Annotated in this window: 20 protein-coding genes and 1 tRNA gene; 11 read left to right on the top strand and 10 right to left on the bottom strand. The window is 71.2% G+C overall.

The annotated features are described in order from the left end of the window. Nucleotides 1-18: 18 nt before the first annotated feature. Nucleotides 19-309 carry a DUF4287 domain-containing protein gene (locus tag HGA03_RS05230; protein ID WP_168629177.1) on the bottom strand — a complete coding sequence of 97 codons (291 nt, stop codon included), beginning with the start codon at nucleotides 307-309 and terminating at the stop codon, nucleotides 19-21. Nucleotides 310-417: 108 nt separating this feature from the next. Between HGA03_RS05230 and der the strand changes: the two genes are divergently transcribed. The 7 genes from der to HGA03_RS05195 all read left to right on the top strand — a co-directional run bounded on the left by der (nucleotide 418) and on the right by HGA03_RS05195 (nucleotide 8,615). Then, entirely contained in the window at nucleotides 418-1,935 is a 1,518-nt protein-coding gene (gene der, locus HGA03_RS05225) for a ribosome biogenesis GTPase Der (RefSeq protein WP_168629176.1), read from the top strand. Beyond that, nucleotides 1,932-2,972: a hypothetical protein gene (locus HGA03_RS05220; RefSeq protein WP_168629175.1), complete on the top strand. Its 1,041-nt coding sequence runs from the start codon at nucleotides 1,932-1,934 to the stop codon at nucleotides 2,970-2,972. Before der ends, HGA03_RS05220 begins: the two co-directional genes overlap by 4 nt. A gap of 73 nt (nucleotides 2,973-3,045) precedes the next feature. Next, nucleotides 3,046-4,293 carry an MFS transporter gene (locus HGA03_RS05215; protein WP_168629174.1) on the top strand — a complete coding sequence of 416 codons (1,248 nt, stop codon included), beginning with the start codon at nucleotides 3,046-3,048 and terminating at the stop codon, nucleotides 4,291-4,293. A 27-nt stretch (nucleotides 4,294-4,320) separates the two neighbouring features. Further along, a tRNA-Pro gene (locus HGA03_RS05210) sits at nucleotides 4,321-4,394 on the top strand. Between the two features lie 164 nt (nucleotides 4,395-4,558). After that, entirely contained in the window at nucleotides 4,559-5,557 is a 999-nt protein-coding gene (locus HGA03_RS05205) for an AAA family ATPase (RefSeq protein ID WP_168629173.1), read from the top strand. A 5-nt stretch (nucleotides 5,558-5,562) separates the two neighbouring features. Then, nucleotides 5,563-8,118: a S8 family peptidase gene (locus HGA03_RS05200; protein WP_168629172.1), complete on the top strand. Its 2,556-nt coding sequence runs from the start codon at nucleotides 5,563-5,565 to the stop codon at nucleotides 8,116-8,118. 173 nt (nucleotides 8,119-8,291) lie between these two features. Further along, entirely contained in the window at nucleotides 8,292-8,615 is a 324-nt protein-coding gene (locus tag HGA03_RS05195) for an aminoacyl-tRNA deacylase (RefSeq protein ID WP_168629171.1), read from the top strand. Here the strand turns inward: HGA03_RS05195 and HGA03_RS05190 are convergent. Next, entirely contained in the window at nucleotides 8,612-9,157 is a 546-nt protein-coding gene (locus HGA03_RS05190) for a hypothetical protein (RefSeq protein WP_168629170.1), read from the bottom strand. The two genes, HGA03_RS05195 and HGA03_RS05190, sit on opposite strands and share 4 nt — an antisense overlap. 33 nt (nucleotides 9,158-9,190) lie before the next feature. Here HGA03_RS05190 and HGA03_RS05185 point away from each other — a divergent pair, with 33 nt between their 5' ends. Together HGA03_RS05185 and HGA03_RS05180 are read left to right on the top strand one after the other, a co-directional pair. Then, nucleotides 9,191-9,484, top strand: coding sequence for a hypothetical protein (locus tag HGA03_RS05185; RefSeq protein ID WP_168629169.1), 294 nt, complete (start codon nucleotides 9,191-9,193; stop codon nucleotides 9,482-9,484). Between the two features lie 568 nt (nucleotides 9,485-10,052). Then, the gene (locus tag HGA03_RS05180; RefSeq protein ID WP_168629168.1) at nucleotides 10,053-12,218 is read left to right on the top strand and encodes an RCC1 domain-containing protein; all 2,166 of its coding nucleotides are present in this window, start codon (nucleotides 10,053-10,055) and stop codon (nucleotides 12,216-12,218) included. Nucleotides 12,219-12,257: 39 nt separating this feature from the next. On the opposite strand, the gene HGA03_RS05175 is transcribed toward HGA03_RS05180, so the two are convergent. Genes HGA03_RS05175 through HGA03_RS05145 form a run of 7 tightly spaced genes read right to left on the bottom strand, consistent with a single transcriptional unit; the run spans nucleotide 12,258 to nucleotide 19,646 of the window. Then, on the bottom strand, nucleotides 12,258-13,310 hold the full coding sequence (locus HGA03_RS05175) for a nitroreductase family protein (protein ID WP_168629167.1): 1,053 nt from the start codon (nucleotides 13,308-13,310) through the stop codon (nucleotides 12,258-12,260). Further along, nucleotides 13,295-13,654: a fumarate reductase subunit FrdD gene (gene frdD, locus HGA03_RS05170; RefSeq protein ID WP_168629166.1), complete on the bottom strand. Its 360-nt coding sequence runs from the start codon at nucleotides 13,652-13,654 to the stop codon at nucleotides 13,295-13,297. Before frdD ends, HGA03_RS05175 begins: the two co-directional genes overlap by 16 nt. Then, on the bottom strand, nucleotides 13,654-14,088 hold the full coding sequence (locus HGA03_RS05165) for a succinate dehydrogenase/fumarate reductase transmembrane subunit (protein WP_168629165.1): 435 nt from the start codon (nucleotides 14,086-14,088) through the stop codon (nucleotides 13,654-13,656). Before HGA03_RS05165 ends, frdD begins: the two co-directional genes overlap by 1 nt. Next, nucleotides 14,085-14,897 (bottom strand): succinate dehydrogenase/fumarate reductase iron-sulfur subunit, encoded by an 813-nt coding sequence (locus tag HGA03_RS05160; RefSeq protein ID WP_345719343.1) that lies wholly within the window; start codon nucleotides 14,895-14,897, stop codon nucleotides 14,085-14,087. The genes HGA03_RS05165 and HGA03_RS05160 overlap by 4 nt, the downstream gene beginning before the upstream one ends. Then, nucleotides 14,894-16,684: a fumarate reductase (quinol) flavoprotein subunit gene (gene frdA / locus HGA03_RS05155; protein WP_168629164.1), complete on the bottom strand. Its 1,791-nt coding sequence runs from the start codon at nucleotides 16,682-16,684 to the stop codon at nucleotides 14,894-14,896. The genes HGA03_RS05160 and frdA overlap by 4 nt, the downstream gene beginning before the upstream one ends. Further along, on the bottom strand, nucleotides 16,684-18,117 hold the full coding sequence (locus HGA03_RS05150) for a class II fumarate hydratase (protein WP_275407619.1): 1,434 nt from the start codon (nucleotides 18,115-18,117) through the stop codon (nucleotides 16,684-16,686). The genes frdA and HGA03_RS05150 overlap by 1 nt, the downstream gene beginning before the upstream one ends. Before the next feature lie 47 nt (nucleotides 18,118-18,164). Beyond that, on the bottom strand, nucleotides 18,165-19,646 hold the full coding sequence (locus HGA03_RS05145; RefSeq protein ID WP_168629163.1) for an anion permease: 1,482 nt from the start codon (nucleotides 19,644-19,646) through the stop codon (nucleotides 18,165-18,167). Between the two features lie 206 nt (nucleotides 19,647-19,852). On the opposite strand from HGA03_RS05145, the gene HGA03_RS05140 reads away from it, so the two are divergent. Both HGA03_RS05140 and HGA03_RS05135 read left to right on the top strand, forming a co-directional pair. After that, a complete protein-coding gene (locus tag HGA03_RS05140; RefSeq protein WP_168629162.1) occupies nucleotides 19,853-21,562 on the top strand; it encodes a sensor histidine kinase in 1,710 nt (569 codons plus the stop codon). After that, nucleotides 21,559-22,230 (top strand): response regulator, encoded by a 672-nt coding sequence (locus HGA03_RS05135; protein ID WP_168629161.1) that lies wholly within the window; start codon nucleotides 21,559-21,561, stop codon nucleotides 22,228-22,230. Before HGA03_RS05140 ends, HGA03_RS05135 begins: the two co-directional genes overlap by 4 nt. A 10-nt stretch (nucleotides 22,231-22,240) precedes the next feature. Here HGA03_RS05135 and HGA03_RS05130 read toward each other — a convergent pair whose 3' ends face one another. Beyond that, complete coding sequence (locus HGA03_RS05130) at nucleotides 22,241-23,074, bottom strand: prenyltransferase (RefSeq protein ID WP_168629160.1); 834 nt, start codon at nucleotides 23,072-23,074, stop codon at nucleotides 22,241-22,243. Between the last annotated feature and the right edge of the window lie 26 nt (nucleotides 23,075-23,100).

The following is a 23,100-nucleotide window of genomic DNA, read 5'->3' as shown; positions in this document are numbered from 1 at the left end:
CCGCGCAGGCGCGACGCCTCAGGCCCCGGGGTTGGTGTCCTTGCCGTCCAGCCACAGCCGGTCGCTCGCGTCCCGGTGGCTGCCGTCGCTGCCGACGTGCTTCGCCGAGATCCGGTCGCCCTTGGTGATCACGTGCACCATCGCCGTCCCGTGTCCGCGGCCCAGACCGTGATCGGCGGCGAGCCACTCCAGGATCGGACCGGCCTTGGTGTCCGGGCCGAAGCCCCGCTCGTGTGCCTGGTCGAGCAGCTGGCGCGGGGTGAGCCCGGTCTTGGTCTCGATCGCGTCGAGGTAGGCCTGGAAGGACATCGGTGGGCTCCCTGGGGTGCGGCGTGAGGAGACATCATGCGTGGTGTTCGCCACCAGCACCAGGGCGAAGGGAGCGAACCGGCCCCGTGATCGGGGACAATGGTGCCCATGTCTGACATCCGAGCCGCCGCGGCGGACGACTTCGACCCCACCGAGCAGGCCGAGGCGGCCGTGCCGCTGGTCGACGACGCCGACGACGCCGCCCGGGAGCAGGCGCTGCGGGTCGGCCTGGAGGAGTACGAGCTCGACGAGGAGGACGCGGCGCTGCTGGGCGGCGACGGCGACCTGGACGGCGAGGACGAGGCGCCGGAGATCCTGCCGGTGCTGGCCGTGGTCGGTCGCCCGAACGTCGGCAAGTCGACCCTGGTGAACCGGATCCTCGGTCGCCGGGAGGCCGTGGTCGAGGACAAGCCCGGCGTCACCCGCGACCGGGTCAGCTACCCGGCGGAGTGGGCGGGTCGCCGGTTCACCCTGGTGGACACCGGTGGCTGGGAGGTCGACGTCGCCGGGATCGAGGCCCGGGTCGCCGAGCAGGCCGAGGTGGCCATCTCGCTGGCGGACGCGGTGCTGTTCGTGGTGGACGCCACCGTCGGTCCCACCGCCACCGACGAGCGGGTGGTCAAGCTGCTGCGCCGCTCCGGCAAGCCGGTGGTGCTGTGCGCCAACAAGGTCGACGGTCCGCGCGGTGAGGCCGACGCCGCCCAGCTGTGGAGCCTGGGCCTGGGCGAGCCGCACGCGGTGTCCGCCCTGCACGGGCGCGGCACCGGTGACCTGCTGGACGCCGCGATGGCCAAGCTGCCGCGGGTCTCCGAGCACGGCGAGGCACGTCCGGGCGGTCCGCGCCGGGTCGCCCTGGTCGGCCGGCCGAACGTGGGCAAGTCGTCGCTGCTGAACAAGGTGCTGGGCGAGAACCGGGTGGTGGTCGACGACATCGCCGGCACCACCCGTGACCCGGTGGACGAGCTGGTCGAGCTGCGCGGCATCCCGTGGTGGTTCGTGGACACCGCGGGGATCCGCCGCCGGGTGCACCAGACCTCCGGCGCCGACTTCTACGCCTCGCTGCGCACCCAGGCCGCGATCGAGAAGGCCGAGGTCGCCGTCGTGCTGCTGGACGCCTCGCAGCCGCTGACCGAGCAGGACATCCGGGTGGTGCAGCAGGTGGTCGACGCCGGTCGTGCGCTGGTGATCGCCTACAACAAGTGGGACCTGATGGACGAGGACCGGCGGCCGTACCTGGAGCGGGAGATCGAGCGCGAGCTGGTCCAGATCCAGTGGGCGCCCCGGGTGAACGTGTCGGCCAAGACCGGGTGGCACACCGACCGCCTGGTGCCGGCCCTGACCCGGTCGCTGGAGTCCTGGGACCGCCGGATCCCGACAGGCAAGCTGAACTCCTTCCTCGGCGAGCTGGTCGCCGCGCACCCGCACCCGCTGCGCGGTGGCAAGCAGCCCCGCATCCTGTTCGCCACCCAGGCGTCCACCCGGCCGCCGCGGTTCGTCATCTTCGCCACCGGGTTCCTGGAGGCGCAGTACCGGCGGTTCATCGAGCGCCGGCTGCGGGAGACCTTCGGCTTCGAGGGGTCGCCGATCAGCATCTCGGTCCGGGTGCGGGAGAAGCGGAAGCGGTGAAAGGGCGTCACGCGCTGCTGGTGATCGGGCTGCCCCGTGATCCGGCCGGCACCCGGCACATCGCGGGCTTCCTGGCGATCACGGTGCTCACCGTGCTGGTCACCCGGGGTGCCCTGGCGTTGACCGGCTTCCCCCAGCTCGGCGGCGACGGACTGCACATCGCGCACGTGCTCTGGGGTGGGCTGCTGATGGCGCTCGCCCTGCTGGCCGCGCTGTCCTGGGCCGGGCCGGTGATCCGGCCGCTGGTCGCCGTGGTCGGCGGCATCGGCTTCGGGCTGTTCATCGACGAGGTCGGCAAGTTCGTCACCTCCGACAACGACTACTTCTTCGAGCCGACCGCGGCGTTGATCTACGTGGTGATCGTGCTGCTGGTGCTGACCGCCGAGCTGATCCACCGCCGGTCCCGTGATCCGCACGAGCTGCTCGCGGCCGCCACCGACCTGGCCGTGGCCGGGATCGCCGGTGGCTTCTCGATCCGGGCGCGGCGGCAGGCCCGGGCGCTGGTCGACGAGGCGGGGGACGTGCCCGGCGCGGATCAGGTGCGGGCGCTGTTGGACGCGGTGCAGAGCGATGCCAAGGAACTGCCGGACCCGATCGGTGCGGTGGCGGTCTGGATCGTCGGGATCAGCCGCCGGGCGATGCAGGTCCGGTGGGCGCCCCGGGTGACGGTGATCGTGCTCGGGCTGGTGACCCTGGGCACCGTGATCCGTGGGGTCGCGCTCTGGGCGACCGGATCGCCGATGCCGAACTGGGCGCTGGCCGGCATCGTCGTGTCCGGCGCGCTGTCGCTCGGTCTGTCCCTGCTCGGTCTGCGCCGGGTCGGCACCGACCGGGTTGCCGGGTACGAGTGGTTCCGCCGGGCGGTGCTGGTCAACCTGCTGCTGACCCAGATCTTCCTGTTCCGGGTGGACCAGTGGGGCGCGGTCTCCGGCCTGGTCGTCGACCTGATGCTGCTCGCACTGGTCGCCGCCGAGCTGGACGTGCTGCGCGGGCGGCTGGGGGAGCCGGACCCGGCGGAGGTCGCCGAGTCGCTCTGAATCCTCGGACGATTCATCCCATCATTTGGACCCGGCGTCGTGACGGGCTCGCACCGGAGTAGGTGTAGAAGCCATGGACTGCGAGCCACGCCCCGGAACCGACTGGCGGCGGGTGGCCGCCCTCGTCTTCGCGATCGCCTGGGGCGGGAACGAGTTCACCCCGCTGCTGGTGATGTACCGGGACGTCAGCCACTACAGCGCCCTGATGGTGAACGTGCTGCTCGGCGCCTACGTGCTCGGTATCATCCCCGCGCTGCTGATCGGTGGCCCGCTGTCCGACCGCTACGGTCGCCGCCGGCTGCTGATCCCGGCCGCGCCGATCGGCATCATCGGCTCACTGATCCTGGCCGCCGGTCCGTCCTCGGTCGCCATGCTCTCGCTCGGCCGGGTGCTGTCCGGCGTCGCCCTCGGCCTCGCGATGGCGGTCGGCACCACCTGGATCACCGAGCTCTCCGCCCCCGGCACCGGTGCCCGGCGTGCATCCCTCGCTCTGACCCTCGGCTTCCTGGTCGGCGCGGGGATCGCCGGGGCGCTCGCCCAGTGGGGACCGTGGCGGACCGCCCTGCCGTACCTGCTGCACGCCGCCGTGACCGCCCTGACCTGGCTGGCGATCCTGCCCGCCCGGGAGACCCACCCGCGGTCGGCGACCCCACGCCGGCTGCGCGACGACCTGCGGGTGCCCGCGCTCGGACACCGGCGGTTCTGGCGGGTCGTGGTGCCGCTGGCGCCCTGGGTGTTCGGCGCGGTCGGTTCCGCCTACGCGGTGCTGCCCGGCCTGATGCGCGACCACTCCGGCGGCATGCCGATCGCGTTCTCCGCGCTGCTGACCGTGATCACCCTGGCCTGCGGCTTCGGCATCCAGTCGCTCGGCCGCACCATCGACACCCGGCACTCCGCACGGGCCTCGGTGGTGGCGCTGGTGATGATCGTGGCCGGGCTGTCGCTGGCTGCCTGGGCCGCCGCCACCCTGTCGCTGCCGGTGGTGATCGTCGCGGCGGCCGTGCTGGGCTGCGGCTACGGCATCGCCCTGGTCGCCGGGCTGTCCGAGGTGCAGCGGATCGCCGGCCCGGACGACCTGGCCGGACTCACCGCGGTCTACTACTCGATCGCCTATACCGGCTTCTTCGTCCCCGCGCTGCTGTCCCTGCTCTCCGGCCGCTGGGCGTACCCGGTGATGTTCGGCGGGGGAGTCGTGCTCGCCGTGGTCGCACTGGTGGTGGTGGCCTGCGCCTGGCGCGCCCATCTGCCCACCGGTGGTGGTGCTGGTCACACGGACTCGCTGGCCGACGCGGATGCGGGGGAAGCCGCACTCGTACGCTAAGCTTGCCGAGGCCTCTGCGGGGGCCATCGGGCTGTGGCGCAGCTTGGTAGCGCACTTGACTGGGGGTCAAGGGGTCGCAGGTTCAAATCCTGTCAGCCCGACGGGAAAGCCCTGGTGAGAGCTTCTCTCTCACCAGGGCTTCGTGATGTCCGGGGATCTGATCGGGCGTGGCACCTGATCCGCCCGGTGCGGGGCCGATAGGCTCAACAACCAGCCTGTCGTACCGGTCAGGAGGGCGCTCGCGTGCTGGAAGGGAGGTCAGACCATGGCGACGAACGACCAACTCAAAGCGTTGGTGCAGAGCCACGCGGACGGCGATGACCCTCAGTTCTACGCAGTCGCGATGCAGGTCGCTGCGAAGGCCGCCCGAGCGGGGCAGTCCAAGTTCGCCCAGGACCTGCGCGACCTTGTGGACGACTTGCGAAAGCGAGACTTCACACCATCCCGTGTCGCGTCCATCGTCCCGGTCACTCAGCCGAGGGGCGAGCTCGGTTCTCTACTGAGCGTCACCTACCCGAGCGCGCGCGTGGGTGACCTCGTTCTATCCGACGAGCTCGCGGCGCGACTTCAACATGTTCTTCTCGAACAGCGGCAACGAGACACACTCGCCCGGCACGGATTGCGTCCGGCTCGGCGGCTGCTCCTGATCGGCCCTCCGGGCACGGGGAAGACATCAACCGCGCGGGTGATCGCTGGTGAACTTGGGCTACCACTATTCGCTATCCGGCTTGACACGATCATCACGAAGTTCATGGGTGAAACGGCAGCCAAGCTACGGCTGATCTTCGATGCGCTCGTAGAGACCCGTGGCGTGTATCTCTTTGATGAAGTCGATGCGCTCGCCGGCGACCGCGCCGCAGCGAACGATGTGGGGGAGATTCGTCGGGTGCTGAACTCCTTCCTCCAGTTCCTCGAAGAGGACGCCTCCGAGAGCGTAATCATCGCGGCTACGAATCATCCGCAATTGCTCGACAATGCGCTGTTCCGTCGATTCGACACGGTGATGGACTTCGAGCTCCCTGACGACGAGAGTGTCCGTTTGGTCGTAAAGAATCGGCTGACGTTGTTTCAGATCGGAAACCTGAGCTGGCGGCGAGTGGTTGCGGCGGCCCGTGGGCTTAGCCATGCCGAAGTTGCGACGGCGGCCGAGAACGCCGCGAAGCGTGCCGTGCTCACTGGGCGGACCCGGATACTCACAGACGACCTCGTAACAGCCCTCAACGAGCGCCCGCGCTCCAATGCGCGTCGTGAGCAGAACGCGTAGGCGGTATGGCTGAACGCGACCGTCCGCACATCGTCGTGCCGGCTCCACCGCGCCCCGAACCATTCACCTTGGCATCTTCTGGCGGCGGTGGCGACAGCCAGGGCTTCTCAGGTGATCGCAGGCGTCACGGACGCAGGCTCACCGACGAGTACCAGAGCGCGCTGACGGCAGAGCCCGAAGAGCCGGAGACGGAAGGGACGTATATCTCGTTCGTGTCCTTTCCGGACCTTGAGCTCGCGTTGGAGAGCCTCGACGTGCAGCGCCCGGGGGAGCAACCCGAGTTGGTCGCCGTGCGTGAGACGGCGACTGCGGAGGGCGCGATCCAAATCGCAACGGTCTACATCCCGGATGGTAAGAAGGAGTATTTTCTGCGCCGTCTGAACGCATACGTCGAGACTTCCGGAAACGACAGAGCAAGCAACGCAGCTCTCGTAGATGGAATCCAGTCGATCCGTCGGGCAACGATCCGCGAACTGTGGACAGACGCTGACGACCTGTTCCCCAGCAACCCTTCCGAGAATCGCTGGTGGGAGGTCTGGCTGCGCAAACGAGACGGCGGCGAGCGGCAGAGGTTCATCACGTTCTCCGCTGGGCATGGGCTTCGTACCAGCGAGCACTACCTCGGATTTAGCGACCGCACAGTGGTACTGCTCAACGCGACCGCTGACCAGCTTGCCGACGCATTCGAATCGCTCGATGACATCGCCGAGCTGCGCCACCCCCACGATGTGGCGAGCTTCCTCACCGAACTCCCGGCGACGGAGCAGGCCGAGTGGGTCGATGACCTGCGCAGACGTCTCCAAATCGCGCCCAGCGATGCTCCCGCGGTGTGCATTCTGGACACGGGTATCCAGGACGAGCATCCACTCCTCACGGACTCGATCGACGAACCTGATCGGCACGTCGCCGACGTGCGCTGGCAGCTGCGGCCGGTCCATCCGCACGGCACCGAGATGGCGGGGCTGGCGCTCTATGGCGACCTCCACGGTGCCGTCCTCGACTCCCAGACGATCCAACTTCGCCACCGCCTGGAGTCGGTCAAGTTCCTACCCGACAGAGGCGACAACGACCGTGACCTTTACGGCGCGATCACGGCGCGCTCGGTCGATCGCACGGAGATCCAGGCTCCGACACGTTCCCGCGTGTTCATGCTCGCGGTCACGGCACCCCGCCCAGGCTCGTCCGGTGTCGGCTCTGAGCCTGCTGGGCGTATGGAGGCGGGACGGCCGACCTCCTGGTCCGCGTCGATCGACGCGCTCAGCTTCGGCCGCGGCATCGACGACACTGATCCAAAGTTCACCTATCTCGATCGTGACGAGCCGCGCCGTCCCCGGCTTTTTGTCGTTTCCGCAGGAAACATCCGGGACGTCACGGCGATGGACGACCATCTGGCCCGGAGCGACCTGGAGCCGGTGGAGGACCCAGCGCAGTCATGGAACGCGCTGAGCGTCGGAGCCTACTCCGAACAGGACGACATGTCCGGTGCCTTGGCCGACTTCGCCGGTTATGTGCCCATTGCGCAGCGCGGCGAGCTGTCTCCCGTGAGTCGAACATCCCTGGTGTTCGATCGCAAGAAGTGGCCGTTCAAGCCTGATGTGGTCGCCAACGGCGGCAACCTTGCCGCATCCCCGGACCGGACTGGAGTCGACACGCCTCCAAACCTCGCCCTACTCACCACGCGGCTTCGACGCCCTGGCGAGGGATACTTCACGATGACGCGCGATACCTCAGCGGCGACCGCTCAGGTCGCCGCGATGGCTGCAGACATTTCTGCGGCCTACCCGGCCTTGCGCCCCGAAACTGTACGAGCGCTCATCGTCCACTCCGCTCAGTGGACAGACTCCATGCGCGCGCACTTCGACCGCGAAAGTAACAAAACGGCTCTGGTAGGTCTCCTGCGCCGCTATGGCATGGGGGTACCGGATGCTCAGCGCGCACTTCGCAGCGCAGCAGACGCCCTTACGCTCATCGCGGAGGCGGAAATTCACCCCTATGAGCGGGATGGTGGTAGCAACACTGGAAAGGTCCGCGAGATGAACCTTCACCAGCTGCCGTGGCCCATCGAGGAGCTCGAAGCGTTGGGCGAGGCCCTTGTGAGGCTGCGGGTCACTTTATCGTACTTTGTAGAGCCGAATCCCTCAAGTCGAGGATGGACGGGTCGATACATTTACCCCTCGCACGGCCTTAGATTCGCCACGCGACGACCCGAGGAGAACGTCGAGTCCTTCCGCAAGCGGATCAACACGCGCGCCCGCGTCGACGGCGAACGTCCGCCGAGTCTTGACACGGAGAAGGGCTGGCTTTTCGGTAGCAACCAACAGCAAGCGCCCGGCTCACTCCACACCGACATCTGGACCGGAACAGCAGCTGATCTCGCGAGTAAGGGTGCGATCGTCGTCTACCCAGTCGCTGGGTGGTGGAAGAACCGGCGCGATCACGACCAGAGTGACCAGGGCGTGCACTATTCGCTTGTCGTGGGCATCGAGTCACCTGAGGTAGAAGTTGATCTGTGGACGCCGGTCCGCCAACGGGTTCAGTCCACGATCGAGATCACGACGTGAGGCACGGCGGTCGTTGGACCCCGCGCGAAAGCGGGACAACCGAATTTCCAGCCACTCACAACGCGCGCAACGAAGACCAGTCGAGCAGGACATGATCGCTTCGCGTTCAAGCACCTGATTCGGCAGCAACGTAACCACGAGAGAGCGCTGCGCCTTTGATGTAGGCTTGAAAAATGGCATGGGTCGGCGTGCTGGCCGACGGTTCACCGGTGGCGGTGATCCTCAGCGCCGGTCGCGGCCGGCTGGAGCTGGCAGCCGCCTGGGTCGCCGCCGGGGCGGAGTCACTCGTGTTGGCGGACCCGGCGACGGTGCGGGCGGCGACCGGTTTCGAGGTGGGGGCGGTGCCGCTGGTGGGCCACGGGTTGCCGGTGGTGTTCGACCGGCGGCTGCTGGAGCTGGCGCAGGTGTACGGCGGGAGCGGGGACCCGCTGCACACGCTCGCCATCGCGCCCGCGGACCTGGAACGGATCAGCGCGCCGGTGGGGTGGCTCAGCTAGCGCGCCTGGCTCAGCACCGCCCGCAGCGGCAGCCGCCCCGAGCGTCCGGCCACCAGGTCGGCCGGGGGACGCCCGACCCGCAGCACCTGTTGCACGGTGCGCCCGTCGATCCCCAGCAGTTCCGCCGCGCGGGCGCGGGTGTCGGGGTCCTCGACCAGTTGGCCGGCCAGGCCGGTGCCGAGGCCGTCGGCGGTCAGGGCGAGGGCGGCGCGTTGCAGGGCGCGCCCGGCGGCGAACCGGTCGGCGGGCTGGTCGTCGGCGGTGCTGAGGACGATCAGGGTGGACTGCACCTCGTAGTCGCCGCGGGGCCGGTCGCCGTCGGGTGAGGCGGGTGAGGCGGAGAAGTCGCGGGCGGGCACCCGGCCGGAGCGGTCGGCGGAGCTGTGGGCGCGACCGGGGATGCCGCGGCCGTCGTGCCGGTGCGCCCAGCCGGCGACCTCGGCGAGGTAGGCCGGGTCGTCGCGGAGCCGGTCCTCCACCTGGGCGCTGAGGGCGAGCAGGTCGGCGGTGGCGGAGCTCTTCTGCGCCAGCACGGCGAGCACGTCCTGCAGCTGCAGGACTGGCTCACTGAGCACATGGAGCCCCGCAAGACACTGAATCCCGATGTCGGCAGTTACACGCTCAAGCACATCGCCGAGGACTACCTGGGCGACTACGTCTCGAACGGTGAGCTCATCGCCGCCTCGATCCTGTCCGGATTCCAACACCGCCGCGGCACAGGCTTCCTCAACCCGAACGTGTACTTCGCGATCCGCACGCCGAGCAAGAAGGCGGCACGCTTGGCGGCTGACGAGGCGCAGCAGTCCCGGTCGCAAAGGTGGCGAGGCGAGCACCTGCGCGTCGCGCCGGAAGGCATGTTCGGCGGCTGAGAACGGTCGTCGCCCGATCGATGCTGGCGGCCAGGCACAGCGTCGTGTGTTCGCCGATCGCATCAACGTCGCTACATGGACCCGGTCGATCGGTGCCGGATCGGTGCGGCCTCGACGTCCGGGCCAGGTTCGTTCCATGAGCGAGCAGCCCCACTCAGGCCGCGGCGAATATGCGTCTCGGGTGGCGAGCCGGCGTGACTTGACCGGCGAGCCCGCCAAGGCTGTATCTCCGGCGGCACCGCACGTGCCTGACCCCACTGCCTGACCCCCGCGGAGCCTGTCCGCGGACGTTCATGCTTGTCCGGTAGCTCCGGCCTGATCGATGATCGTATGGCTGTGGACGTGTGTGGACGGCCTCGACCGACGACCACGTGAGCTGGGGGTCAAGGGGTCGCAGGTTCAAATCCTGTCAGCCCGACGTAGAGTCGCAGGTCAGAGGCCGGTTCCGGATCACCGGAGACGGCCTCTTGCCATGGCGGGGCGCGTCGGCTCCCTCTGGATGCCATTCGACGGCGCTTACAGTGGCTCATGGACCGCCTGCCCCGCAGACGGAAGGGAGCCCCGGCACATGAACCGGCCCACGCGCGAGCGATCGTCATGCCCGGGAAGGGCATCCAGGGTGCGGCCAGGTCGGCTGCTGACCGTTCTGACACTCGTCGGTGTGCTCGCGCCGTCGGCGACGGCGTGGGCCCAGCCCGATCCCGGCGCCGGGCCCACGACCGGCGGCACGGCCGTGTCGGACACGGTGACCGGGCTGACCTTCACACAGGTCGCCCTGGGCAACGCGTCCGGGTACGGGGTGACCGACGACGGCGGCGTGTACTCGTGGGGCGACAACAGCTACGGGCAGCTGGGAGACGGCTCGACCCAACGCACCTCGACGCCGGTCTCGGTGGCGGTCCCCGACGGGGTCGTCTTCGTCGAGGTGGCCGGTGGCTACTGGGCCGGATTCGCGCTCACGGAGGACGGACAGGTCTACGGGTGGGGTCGCAACAACCAGGGCCAGCTGGGCGATGGTTCCACCACGGACCGGTCGGTGCCCGCTCCGGTGCAGACACCGGCAGGTGTCGAGTTCACCCAGATCGCGTCGGCCTACTCCGCCAACTACGCGCTCACCAGCGATGGCGAGGTCTACGCATGGGGGGACAACGCCTACGGGCAACTGGGGGACGGCACGACCACAGACCGGTCGGTGCCGGTGCTGGTCTCGACTCCGCCTGGCGTGACGTTCACGGCCATCACCTCGGGCGCGTACACCGCGCACGCTTTGGCCACCGACGGCAGCGTGTACTCGTGGGGCCAGGGCCTCTATGGGCAGGTGGGGGACGGCACGACCACGAGCCGGCCGGTGCCGGTGTTGACCCAGGCTCCGGCAGGTGTCGAGTTCAGCCAGATCGCGTCGGCCTACTACGCCGCCTTCGCGCTGGGTACTGACGGCCAGCTCTACGCATGGGGAAGCAACCTCAGCAGCGGGGTCCTGGGAGTGGGATCGCCCGATCGGTGGGTGGTGCCCACTGCGGTCACGGTCCCAGCAGGTCTCACATTGACCCAGGTGGCCGGGTCCAACACTGCGGTCTTCGCCCTCACCGCCGATGGCGAGATCTACGCGTGGGGTCGCAACGCCTCAGGACAGTTGGGCAACAACACGACCTCGACCGCGGTCCGGGAGCAGATGCTCCCGGTGCTGGCGCCGGCAGGCGTGACGTTCACCCAGCTCGCCGGGAACGGTGAATCCTTCGCGAGCGCGCTCACCAGCGACGGCCGCGTGTACTCGTGGGGCCTGAACAGCTATGGGCAGGTGGGTGACGGCACGATCACCAACCGGGCGGCGCCGGTCCCGCTCGCCGCCGACGTCCTGGTCACCTCGGTCACGTTCGGCGGCGTGCCGGCGCAGAGCCTGTCGCAGTCCGTCGAGTCGGGTGACACCTGGAACGTGCCGACGTGGACGGCGGTGTCTCCGGCGCGCACTGAGGACAATGGCCTGTGTGGTCCGGTGGACGTGGTGGTGTCGTGGACGCAGCTGGACCGGTCGCACACGCAGACCTATCCGAACGGCTTCACCTACGGGTCGGCGCCGTCGATCACCGGCGAGCCGACGTCGGGCGAGGTGAGTGCCGACGGCGCGTTCTCGGCGAGCGTCGTGGTCGCGGGGGACCCGGCGCCGGCGGTGCAGTGGCAACAGGAGAAGCCCGACGGCAACTGGGTCGACCTGCCCGGGCAGACCGACAGCACGCTGAGCATCACGGGTGTGGTGGACACGACGCACTACCGGGCGGTGGCCACGAACTGCTGGGGTGCTGATGCGGCGGTGACCTCGGCGGTGGTGACGGCGACGGTGGCGCACACGGTGAGGTTCGATGCGAACGGCGGCGCCGGGGCCATGGACCCGCAGACCGGTTCGGCGCCGACCGCGTTGAGCGAGATCGCGTTCACCTGGGACGGGTTCACGTTCACCGGGTGGAACACGGCCGCGGACGGGTCGGGGACCGCGTGGGCGGACGGGGCGGTGTTCCCGTTCGACACCGACCTCACCCTGTTCGCCCAGTGGCAGGCCGTCACGAGTCCGAGTGCGGACGTGGGTACCGGGGCCGGGCCGGCCGGTTCCGGGGCAGCCGTGGCCGGTGTTGCGCTGGCCGGTTCCGGGGCAGCCGTGGCCGGTGTCGCGCTGGCGGCGGCCGGGCTACTGGCCGGTGGCGCACTCCTGCTGTGGGCACGCCGACGCCGGCACCCCTGATCCACAGTCCGAGGTCGCGCGATACCGCGGACGGCTCAGCTAGCGCGCCTGGCGCAGCACCGCTCGCAGCGGCAGCCGCCCCGAGCGTCCGGCCACCAGGTCGGCCGGGGGACGCCCGACCCGCAGCACCTGTTGCACGGTGCGTCCGTCGATCCCCAGCAGTTCCGCCGCGCGGGCGCGGGCGCGGGTGTCCGGGTCCTCGACCAGTTGGCCGGCCAGGCCGGTGCCGAGGCCGTCGGCGGTCAGGGCGAGGGCGGCGCGTTGCAGGGCGCGCCCGGCGGCGAACCGGTCGGCGGGCTGGTCGTCGGCGGTGCTGAGGACGATCAGGGTGGACTGCACCTCGTAGTCGCCGCGGGGCCGGTCGCCGTCGGGGGACGCGGGTGAGGCGGAGAAGTCGCGGGCGGGTACCCGGCCGGAGCGGTCGGCGGAGCCGTGGGCGCGACCGGGGATGCCGCGGCCGTCGTGCCGGTGCGCCCAGCCGGCGACCTCGGCGAGGTAGGCCGGGTCGTCGCGGAGCCGGTCCTCCACCTGGGCGCTGAGGGCGAGCAGGTCGGCCGTGGCGGATTCGGCGACGTGGGCCCGGACCTCGGGGACGCCGGCGGGTGGACCGGCGGCCACGATCGCGCGCACCGCGTCGAGCTCGGCGGCACCGACCGGACCGTACAGCGGCCACCGGGCGGTGCGGCGGGCCGGGATCGCGGCGTGCAGGCGGAGGTCCGAGGTGCTGGGCCGGGTGTCGGGGCGGATGCCGCGGGCGGCGGACCAGGTGGCGACCAGCACCGGGTCGGCCGAGCCGGCGGCGGACACGTCCACGGCGAGGGTGACGGGCACCCGCAGCCGGCAGCGCAGCCCGAGTTCCAGGTTCGCGGCGGCGGCGCCGAGCGAGGCGAGCCACCAGCGGTCGTCCGGGTCGATCAGCCGGGGCCGGTCGCCCCCGGCGGCGTGCAACTCCACGCGACCGGGGGCGACCACGAACCGCCAGGGTTGGCTGTTGTGCACCGAGGCGGCGCGGGTGGCGTCCCGGACGGCCAGGGTGGCGCGCCGGGAGGTGCCGAGGCCCGCGGGCCGGCGGGGCCTTACGCCGCGAGGCACAGCGCGAACCCGACGACCGGTGTCAGCAGTGCCACGCCGTAGATCGCGGCGCGCACGATCTCCGGCGGGTGCAGCCCCAGGTCGTGCAGGGCGTGGTAGGTCCGGTGGCAGCAGTGCCAGAGCACCAGGCCCAGCGCGACGCACACCCCGGCGGTGACCAGCGGGTGGGTGAGGAAGCCCTGCACCCGGTCGTAGACCTCGTCGGTGCTGCCGAAGACGCCGAACGGCACCAGGAAGCCGAAGACCACGATCAGCACCGGCATGGTGAACACGGCGAGCATGCCGCCGCCACCGAACAGCGCCCACATCAGCGGCTCGTTGGTCCGCCCCTCCCACCGGCGCATCACAGGCCTCCCAGCCACAGCACGACGACGAGTGCGAACAGCGCCAGCAGCAGGTAGTGCATCAGCACCACCCAGCGGTCGGCGACGTACCTCCGGCCGCGGCGCACCCGGATGATCTTGGGCGTGGCCTGGAACCAGGTGGTGGCATGCACGATCGCCATCACCAGGGCCAGGCCGGTCAGGACCAGGTTCACCGGGTGGGTCTGCAGGTCCACCCACCACTCCCACGAGTCCCGGCCGCGGTGCAGGGCGACCAGCCCGACCATCAGGTCCAGGACGAACAGGCCGACGATCACGCTGGAGAACTCACGCAGCGCGTAGGCCCGGTACTCGCTCTTGGCGAGGAACCAGGTGCGGCGGACCGGTGCCCGGTACGGCCGGCGTCGCCCGGCGACCGGATCGGCCGGGACGCGACGGGTGACCGGGGCGCTCATCGCAGGGCCCCGCGGCGCGGCAGGATGAACTCGGCGGCCCAGGAGGCGGCGGTCGCGGCCTTGGCCTGCTGGATGGCGGCCGCCGGGTCGACGCCCTTCGGGCAGGCGGTGGAGCAGGCGCCGACGAAGGTGCACGACCACAGCCCGTCCTCCCGGTCGAGCAGCGGCAGCCGCTGGTCGGAGCCGTGGTCGCGGGAGTCCCGGTTGTAGCGGACCGCGGCGGTCACGGCGGCCGGGCCGAGGAAGTCCGCGGCGATCGACACCTGGGGGCAGGCCGCGTAGCAGAGCAGGCAGTTAATGCACATCGCGTAGTCGTGGTACGCGACCATCTGCTCCGGCGTCTGCCGGTTGGCCGGCTCGGTCAGCTCCGGGTCGGGGATCAGCCACGGCTTCACCGAGGTCAGCGCCGACATGAACGGTTCCAGGTCGACGACCAGGTCGCGCTCGACGGCCATGTTCTCCAGCGGCTCGATCCGCAGCGGCCCGGGGGCGTAGTCCCGGACGAACTGCTCGCAGCCGAGTTGGGGGACGCCGTTGAGCATGAACCCGCACGAGCCGCAGATCGCCATCCGGCAGGACCAGCGGAAGGCCAGGGTCGGGTCGAGGTGGTCCTTGATGTAGGTCAGCGCGTCCAGCACCGAGGTGTCCTGACCCCAGGGCACCTCGTACTCGACCAGGCGCGGGGCGTCGTCGACGTCCGGGCGGTAGCGCTGGACCTGGACCCGCATGGTGCCGAGCACCGCCGAGCTCGTGCTCTGGCCGCCGGGTTCCGTGCACCCGCAGTTCGCGCAGTCGTTGTCGCAGCTCATCGGGTGCTCCCTCCGGTCGGGGCGGACTCGGCCTGCTTGCCGGCATCGCCGTAGGCCCGGGTGGCGGGCGGCGAGGTGGTGATCGTGACCGGCTGGTAGGTGAGGCTGGGCGGGCCGTCCGGGGTCCGCCAGGCCTGGGTGTGCGCGAGGAAGCGCTGGTCGTCCCGCTCGGTGAAGCCGTCCAGGCGCTGGTGCGACCCGCGGGACTCCTCCCGGCCGAGGGCGGAGTACACCATCGCCTCCGCGACGTCGAGCATGGCGCCGAGCTCGATCGCCCCGGCCCAGTCGGTGTTGTAGACCGGGCAGGTGTCGACGACCTGGACGTCGGCGTACCGGGTGCGCAGCTCGGTGAGCTTCGCGGAGGTGGCCCGCATGCCCTCGGCGGTGCGGAAGATGCCGACCCCCTCGTCCATGGTCCGGCCGAGTTCGGCACGGATCTCCGCGGGCGACTCGGTGCCCCGGCCCATCAGGGACAGCTGCCGGTCCGCGGCGTCGGCGGCGGCCCGGCGCACCCGCGGGTCCGGTCCGGCCGGCTCGGCGAGCGCGTGCGCGGCGGCCTGTTCACCGGCCACCCGGCCCAGCACCGCGAGTTCGGCCAGCGAGTTCGAGCCGAGCCGGTTGGCGCCGTGCAGGCCGGAGGACGCGCACTCGCCGACCGCGTACAGGCCGGTCAGGGCGGTGGCGGTGGTCAGGTCGGTCTCGATGCCGCCCATCGTGTAGTGCGCGGTGGGGCAGACCGGGATCGGCGTGGTCGCCGGGTCGATGCCGATGTACTGCTCGGCCAGCTCGCAGATCAGCGGCAGCCGCTCGCGCAGGTAGGCCGACCCGAGGTGCCGCAGGTCCAGGTGCACGACGTCGCCGCGCGGGGTGGGGATGGTCCGCCCGGCCTGCTGCTCGTGCCAGAACGCCTGGGACAGCCGGTCGCGCGGGCCGAGCTCCATGTACTTGTTCTTCGGCTCGCCGATCGGCGTCTCGGGTCCGAGCCCGTAGTCCTGCAGGTAGCGGCGGCCGTCGGCGTTCAGCAGCACACCGCCCTCGCCGCGGCAGCCCTCGGTGATCAGGATGCCGGAGCCCGGCAGGCCGGTCGGGTGGTACTGCACGAACTCCATGTCGCGCAGTGCGGCGCCGGCCCGGTAGGCCATCGCCATCCCGTCGCCGGTGACGATCGCGCCGTTGGTGTTCTGGGCGTAGACCCGGCCCGCGCCGCCGGTGGCGACGATCACCGCGCCGGCCTCGACCAGCACCGGGTAGCCCTCGCGCTGGTCGTAGGCCAGGACGCCGGCGACCCGGTCGTCCCGGGTGACCAGCTCCAGCGCCAGGCACTCGTCCAGCCGCCGGATCCCGGGGTGGGCGAGCGAGGTCTGGAACAGGGTGTGCAGCAGGTGGAAGCCGGTCTTGTCCGCGGCGAACCAGGTGCGCGGCCGGCTCATCCCGCCGAACCGGCGCACGTTGACTGAGCCGTCGTCCTTCCGGCTCCACGGGCAGCCCCAGCGCTCCAGCTGGTACATCTCCTCGGCGGCGTGCTCGACGAAGTACTGCACGACGTCCTGGTCGCACAGCCAGTCGCCGCCGGAGACGGTGTCCGCGAAGTGCTGCTCCAGGGAGTCCTCCGCGCCCACCACGCCCGCGGCGCCACCCTCGGCGGCCACGGTGTGCGAGCGCATCGGGTACACCTTGGACAGGATCGTCACGTCCAGCCCGGGGTTGGCGGTGACCGCGGCGATCGCGGCCCGCAGGCCGGCCCCGCCGCCGCCGATCACCGCGACATCGGTGCGGATGGTCTGCATCAGCGCTCGCCCGCCGTGGGTGCCACCGTCATCGCGAGCACGTCGAGGGCGGCGTCCAGCTGCTCGGGGGTGACCGCGCCGGAGTCGACGTGTCCGAGCGCGAGCACGGCCTCGCGGATGGTCAGGTCGTGCGCGACGGCGTGCTTGACCACCTTCGCGGCCGCCTCGTAGCCGATCAGCCGGTTCAGCGGCGTGACCACCGACGGCGAGGACTCGGCGTACTGGCGGCAGCGGTCGCGGTGGGCGACCACCCCGGCGACGCACTTGTCGGCCAGGTGCCGGGAGGCGTTCGACAGCAGCGTCACCGACTCCAGCAGGTTCCGGGCCATCACCGGCAGCATCACGTTCAGCTCGAAGGCCCCGGACGCGCCGGCGAAGGTCACCGTCGCGTCGTTGCCGATCACCTGTGCGGCGACCATCAGCACCGCCTCCGGGATCACCGGGTTGACCTTGCCCGGCATGATCGACGAGCCCGGCTGCAGATCCGGCAGTGCGATCTCGCCCAGGCCGGTGCGCGGGCCGGAGCCCATCCAGCGCAGGTCGTTGCAGATCTTGACCAGCGACACCGCGACCGTGCGCAGCGCGCCGGAGGTCTCGACCAGGCCGTCCTGGGCACCCTGCGCCTCGAAGTGGTTCGGCGCCTCGGTGACCGGCAGCCCGGTGTGCTCGGCCACCAGCGCGATCACGCGCTGCGGGAAGCCGGCCGGGGTGTTGATCCCGGTGCCGACCGCGGTGCCACCCAGCGGGAGCTGCGCGAGCCGGGGGAGTGCCGCCTCGACCCGCTCCATCCCCAGCCGGATCTGCGCCGCGTAGCCGCCGAACTCCTGGCCGAGGGTGACCGGCGTGGCGTCCATCAGGTGGGTGCGGCCGGACTTCACCACATCGGCGAACTCCTCCGCCTTGGTCTCCAGCGTCCCGGCCAGGTGGTCCAGGGCGGGCAGCAGGTCGCCGATCACCGCCTGGGTGGCCGCGATGTGGATCGAGGCCGGGAACACGTCGTTCGAGGACTGCGAGGCGTTCACGTGGTCGTTCGGGTGCACCGGGCTGCCGGCCCGCTCGGTCGCCAGGGTGGCCAGCACCTCGTTGGTGTTCATGTTCGACGACGTGCCGGAGCCGGTCTGGAACACGTCCACCGGGAAGTGCGCGTCCCAGCGGCCGTCGATCACCTCGTCGGCGGCGGAGACGATCGCGTCGGCGACCTCCTGGGGCACGACGCCGAGCTCGGCGTTCGCCAGGGCGGAGGCGCGCTTCACCTCGGCCAGTGCGGCGATGTGGTGCCGGGACAGCCCGGTCCCGGAGATCGCGAAGTTCTGCACGGCCCGCTGGGTCTGCGCGCGGTACCGGGCGTCGGCGGGCACCAGGACCTCGCCCATCGTGTCGTGCTCGACGCGGAAGCCGTCGCGGACCTCGGTGGTGTGCTCGGTGGTGGTCACGGTGGTTCCTTTCGTTCAGGGGTTCACGGGGCGGGGTGGGGCGGTGGTCACCACATGCCGATGACTTTCATCCAGAGGCCGCCGATGCCCATCCAGAGCGCGATGTTCGCGATCGAGACCACGAGCCCGGTGCGCCACCAAGCGGTGACCGGCACGTACCCGGCACCGAAGAGCACGGGCGCGGGGCCGCACGAGTAGTGGGTGACCGAGGCGAACAGGCTGGAGATGAAGCCGAGGACCAGCGCGGCCAGCAGCGGTGGGGCGCCGGCCATCATGGCGGTGGCCAGGAACGCGGCGTACATCGCGGAGATGTGCGCGGTGTTGGACGCGAACAGGTAGTGGCTGAAGAAGTAGACCAGCGTCAGCAGGATGAACGCCGGCTGCCAGCCCATGCCGGACACCAGCGAGGACATCTCGCCGCTGAGCCAGGGGATCAGGCCGAGGGCGTTGAGCTGGGTTGCCATCATGACCAGGACAGCAAACCAGACCAGGGTGTCCCAGGCCTGGGTCTCCTTCTTGATGTCGTCCCAGGTCAGCACGCCGCTGATCAGCAGCACGACCAGGCCGACCAGGGCGGTGGTGGTCGCGGACATGCCGAGGAACCGGTCGCCCAGCGTCCACAGCGCCAGCAGGCCCACGATGGTCGCGGTCATGACCTTCTCGGCGGACGACATCGGGCCCAGGTCGTGCAGCTGGCCGCGGGCGGTGGTGGCCGCCTCCGGGGTGTGCTTGAGCTCCGGCGGGTAGATGAACCGGACCACCAGCGGGATCACCGCGAGCGACACCAGGCCGGGCACGATCGCGGCCAGCGCCCACGCGCCCCAGGTCACCTCCACGCCCTGGTCGCCGGCGAGCTGGGCGGCGAGCGGGTTTCCGGCCATCGCGGTGAGGAACATCGCCGAGGTGATGGCGTTGGCGTGGAATGCGCTGCTGGTCAGGAATGCGCCGACCTTGCGGGAGGTCGGACCGGGTTCGCTGCCGTAGGAGGAGGAGATCGACCGGACGATCGGCTGGATGATCCCGCCGGCCCGTGCGGTGTTGGACGGGGTGGCCGGCGCCAGCACCAGGTCGGTGGCCGCCAGGCCGTAGGCCAGGCCGAGCGGGCTGCGGCCGAGACGGGAGACGAAGAACAGCGCCAGGCGGTTGCCCAGCCCGGTCTTGATCACGCCGCGGGAGATGAAGAACGCGGTGACGATCAGCCAGATCGTGGAGTTCGAGAAGCCCGACAATGCCTCATCGGGCTTGAGCACCCCGGTGACCAGCGTCGCGACCAGGCCGAGCACGGTGACCGCGCCCATCGGCAGCGGCCGGGCGATCACCCCGACGATCGTCGCGGCGAAGATCGCGAACAGGTGCCAGGCGGGTGCGTCCACGCCGTCCGGCGCCGGGATGAACCACAGCGCCACCCCGACAGCGATCGGGATCAGCAGCCGGATCGGCTGGACGGGTTGCAGGCGGCTCGCCGGACCGGCGGGGCCGGCCGGTGGAGCTGCTGCGGGCGAGGCGGCGGGGGCGGTGTCCTGAGCCATGCGCGTGCCCTTTCGAACGACGCGGCCGCATCATCGCGGCCGGGGGAAATGAGGGGCTGGAATGGCTATGAGTCTTTGCGCGAGAGGCGTCGGCGCGCGGGGACCATCGTCCCGAATGGTGGATTCCGGGAATTGTGTTCATTGTGTTCGCGGACATGGGTCCGATGGCCCGTCACATTCGCAGGATTTCTGTTCATACTGGTCGCATGGCCGTCCGCCGAGCCGCCTCGACGACGAGGCAGGAGCCCTCCCCCTGGGCGCAGCAGGACCGCGCGTCACTGGCGACGCGCATCCTGGTGCTGCAGGTGCTGGCCCTGCTGCTGGTGGTCCTGGGCGGCTCGGTGCTGGCCGCGCGCGAGGCGGAGGACTCCGCCCGGGCCGAGGCGATCGCCCGGGCCCGGGCCACCGTCCTGACCATGGCGCGCGATCCCTGGCTGCTGGAGCAGGTCCAGGGCCCCGACCCGGCGGTGGTGCTGGCCGAGCCGGTGGAGGAGCTGCGGGCCGCGAACGACATCACCTTCCTGGTGGTGATGAGTCCCGAGGGCACCCGCTACACCCACCCCGATCCGGAGCAGATCGGCGGACAGTTCCAGGGCACGATCGACGGGGCCCGGGCCGGGCGCACCACCGTCGAGGACTACACCGGCACCCTCGGCCCGTCCGTCCGGGTGGTCACCCCGATCACGAACGCCGCGGGGGACGTGGTCGCCCTGGTGTCCGCCGGGGTGCAGCTGGAGGTGATCGGCGACCGGGTGCGCGAGGCGGTGGGCCGGCTCGCCCTACTGGCCCTCGGCGCGCTGGCCCTCGGCTCGGTGACCGCCTGGCTGATCGCCCGGCACGTCCGCCGGCAGACCTACGGGCTCGGCCACCTCGGGCTGGCCCGGCTGCAGAGCTACCACGACGCCCTGCTGCACTCGGTGCGGGTCGGCCTGGTGCTGGTGTCCCGGGACGGCACCGTGGTGCTGTGCAACGACGAGGCCCGGCGGCTGCTCGACCTGCCCGAGGTCCGGCCCGGCGACCGGGTCGATGACCTCACGCTGGACCCGGCGCTCGGCACACTGCTCGGGTCGGGCCGCGAGTGCGAGGACGAGTTGCACGTGGCGGGCGGACGCACCCTGGTCGTCACCCAGGTCCCGGCCCGCACCGCGGACATGGAGCTCGGCTGGGTCGCCACCCTGCGCGACCGCACCGACCTGGTCCGGGTCACCGGCGAACTCGACTCGCTGCGCGGGTTCAGCGACTCGCTGCGGGCCCGCTCGCACGAGGCCGACAACCGGCTGCACACCGTGGTCGCGCTGGTGGAACTCGGGGAGTACGAGCAGGCGGTCGCCTTCGCGACCGCGGCACTCGGCCACGCCCAGGAGCTGGTGGACGCCGTGACCCGGTCGGTCACCGAACCCCCGGTGGCCGCACTGCTGCTCGGCAAGGCCGCGACCGCCGAGGAGCGGGGGGTGCAACTGCGGATCGAGCCCGGCTCCGAGCTGCCCGCCACCGGCCTGGACCCGCTCGACCTGGTGGTGGTGCTCGGCAACCTGCTGGACAACGCGATCGACGCGGCGGGCGAGGGCGCCGCCCCGCGCTGGGTCCGGGTGCGCAGCACCGTGCAGGACGCGGAGCTCGTGCTGGAGGTGGCCGACTCCGGGCCGGGCATGGCGCCCGAGGTGGCGCGGCAGGCGTTCGTCCGGGGCTGGACCACCAAGGCGCCCACCCCCGGCGACGACCGCCCGCAGGGCCGGGGGCTCGGACTGGCGCTGGTCGCGGCCACCGCCCGGCGGCTCGGCGGCAGTGTGGTGGTGGACCGGGAGGTCGGGGCACGATTCGTGGTGCGGCTGCCGCTGCCGGCGGCCCAGGTGGGCGGGGCCGGCGGCGTGGTGGGCGTGGCGGCGGCGGACACCGGGCGGGTGGGCGACGCATGATCCGGGTCCTGGTGGTGGACGACCAGCCGGTGGTCGCCCGCGCGCACCGCACCTTCGTCGACCGGGTGCCCGGCTTCCGCACGGTGGCGGTCGCGGGGGACGGCGACGTGGCGCTGGCCCGGGTGGCCCGCGGCGGCGTCGACCTGGTGCTGCTCGACCTGGCGATGCCGGGGACCCACGGGCTCGAGGTCTGCCGGGCGCTGCGCGAGCTGCCGGACCCGCCGGATGTCCTGGTGATCACCGCGGCCCGTGACCTGGCGTCGGTGCGGACCGCGGTCCGGCACGGCGTGGTGCACTACCTGATCAAGCCGTTCACCTTCGCCGCGCTCCGAGAACGGCTGGAGGCCTACGCCGCCTACCGGGCGGCCGCGACCGGGCAGGGTTCGGTGATCGACCAGGGTGAGATCGACGCCGCCCTGGCCGCGCTGCGTGCCCGCACCGGCACCGCCCTGCCGAAGGGCATGTCGCCGGAGACGCTCGACCGGGTGCGCGACGCCCTGCACGCCGCCGACGCCGGCCTCACCGCCAGTGAGGCGGCGGCGGTCACCGGGCTGTCCCGGGTGACCGCCCGCCGCTACCTGGAGCACCTGGTGGCGCGCGGGGCGTACACCCGCGAGCCGGTCTACGGTCGCTCCGGCCGCCCGGAGCTGCGGTACCTGCCGAACTGAACCCCGGTTCTCAGCCCGCGTCGCGTTCGGCGGCCAGGTTGTGCACGATCTCCCGGTACCGCGCCGTTGCCGTGGCGCTCGGCCGGCCCGGGCGGCAGAACTCCAACCGGGCCAGCTTGGGGACCACCCGCTGCACCACGATCTGGCCGGCCATCAGGGTGGACCGCAGGGCGGCGAACGCCTCGGCGAACCGCGGGTCGGTGCGGGCGGCGGGGTAGAACGACAGGACGTACACCCAGTAGAAGAGGTTGTAGGCCCGGAATGGGAAGGACACCTGGTGGAACAGCGTGCCGATGCCGTAGTGGCACGGTCCGACCGGGGCGCGGGTGGTCCAGTGCCGCAACAGGGTCTCGACCGCCTGGTCCAGGGCGGGTGACTGCGGCGTCGTGGTGTGCCGGAAGGCGTCCAGCGCGACCAGGGTGGGCATCGGGTTGGATAGCTCGGTCTCCGGTCCGCGGCCGTAGCTGAACTTGCGGCACCGCCAGCCACCGTCGTCGTGCCGGCCGTCCAGCAGTTGCTCCAGGCACCGGACCACCCGCGGGTCGTCCGCCCGGCCGAGCCGGCACAGCAGCCGGGCCGCCGCCGCGGTGTGGCAGGGCAGGATCGCACCGTGCGGGTACACCGCGAACCGGCCGTCCGGCCGCCAGGTGCTGAGCACCAGCTCGGCGCTGTCCCGCAGCACCGGCTCGTCCGGGTCCATGCCGAGGTCGAGCAGCAGCAGCGGACTCTCCAGGGCGGAGAACGGCGCGCCCTTGCCCAGTCGCAGGTCGGGGGTGGTCCACAGGTCGCCGCCCAGGTCGTGCCGGTGGGACAGCACGGCCTCGACGTCGGACTGGGTGTGCACCCTGCGAGCCTAGGCAGCCGACCAGC

It is taken from the genome of Cellulomonas denverensis (genome assembly GCF_012396125.1).
Classification (GTDB): Bacteria; Actinomycetota; Actinomycetes; order Actinomycetales; family Cellulomonadaceae; genus Cellulomonas; species Cellulomonas denverensis.
Note: the sequence above shows the minus strand (reverse complement) of the source record. Positions and strands in the feature narration are given on the sequence as shown.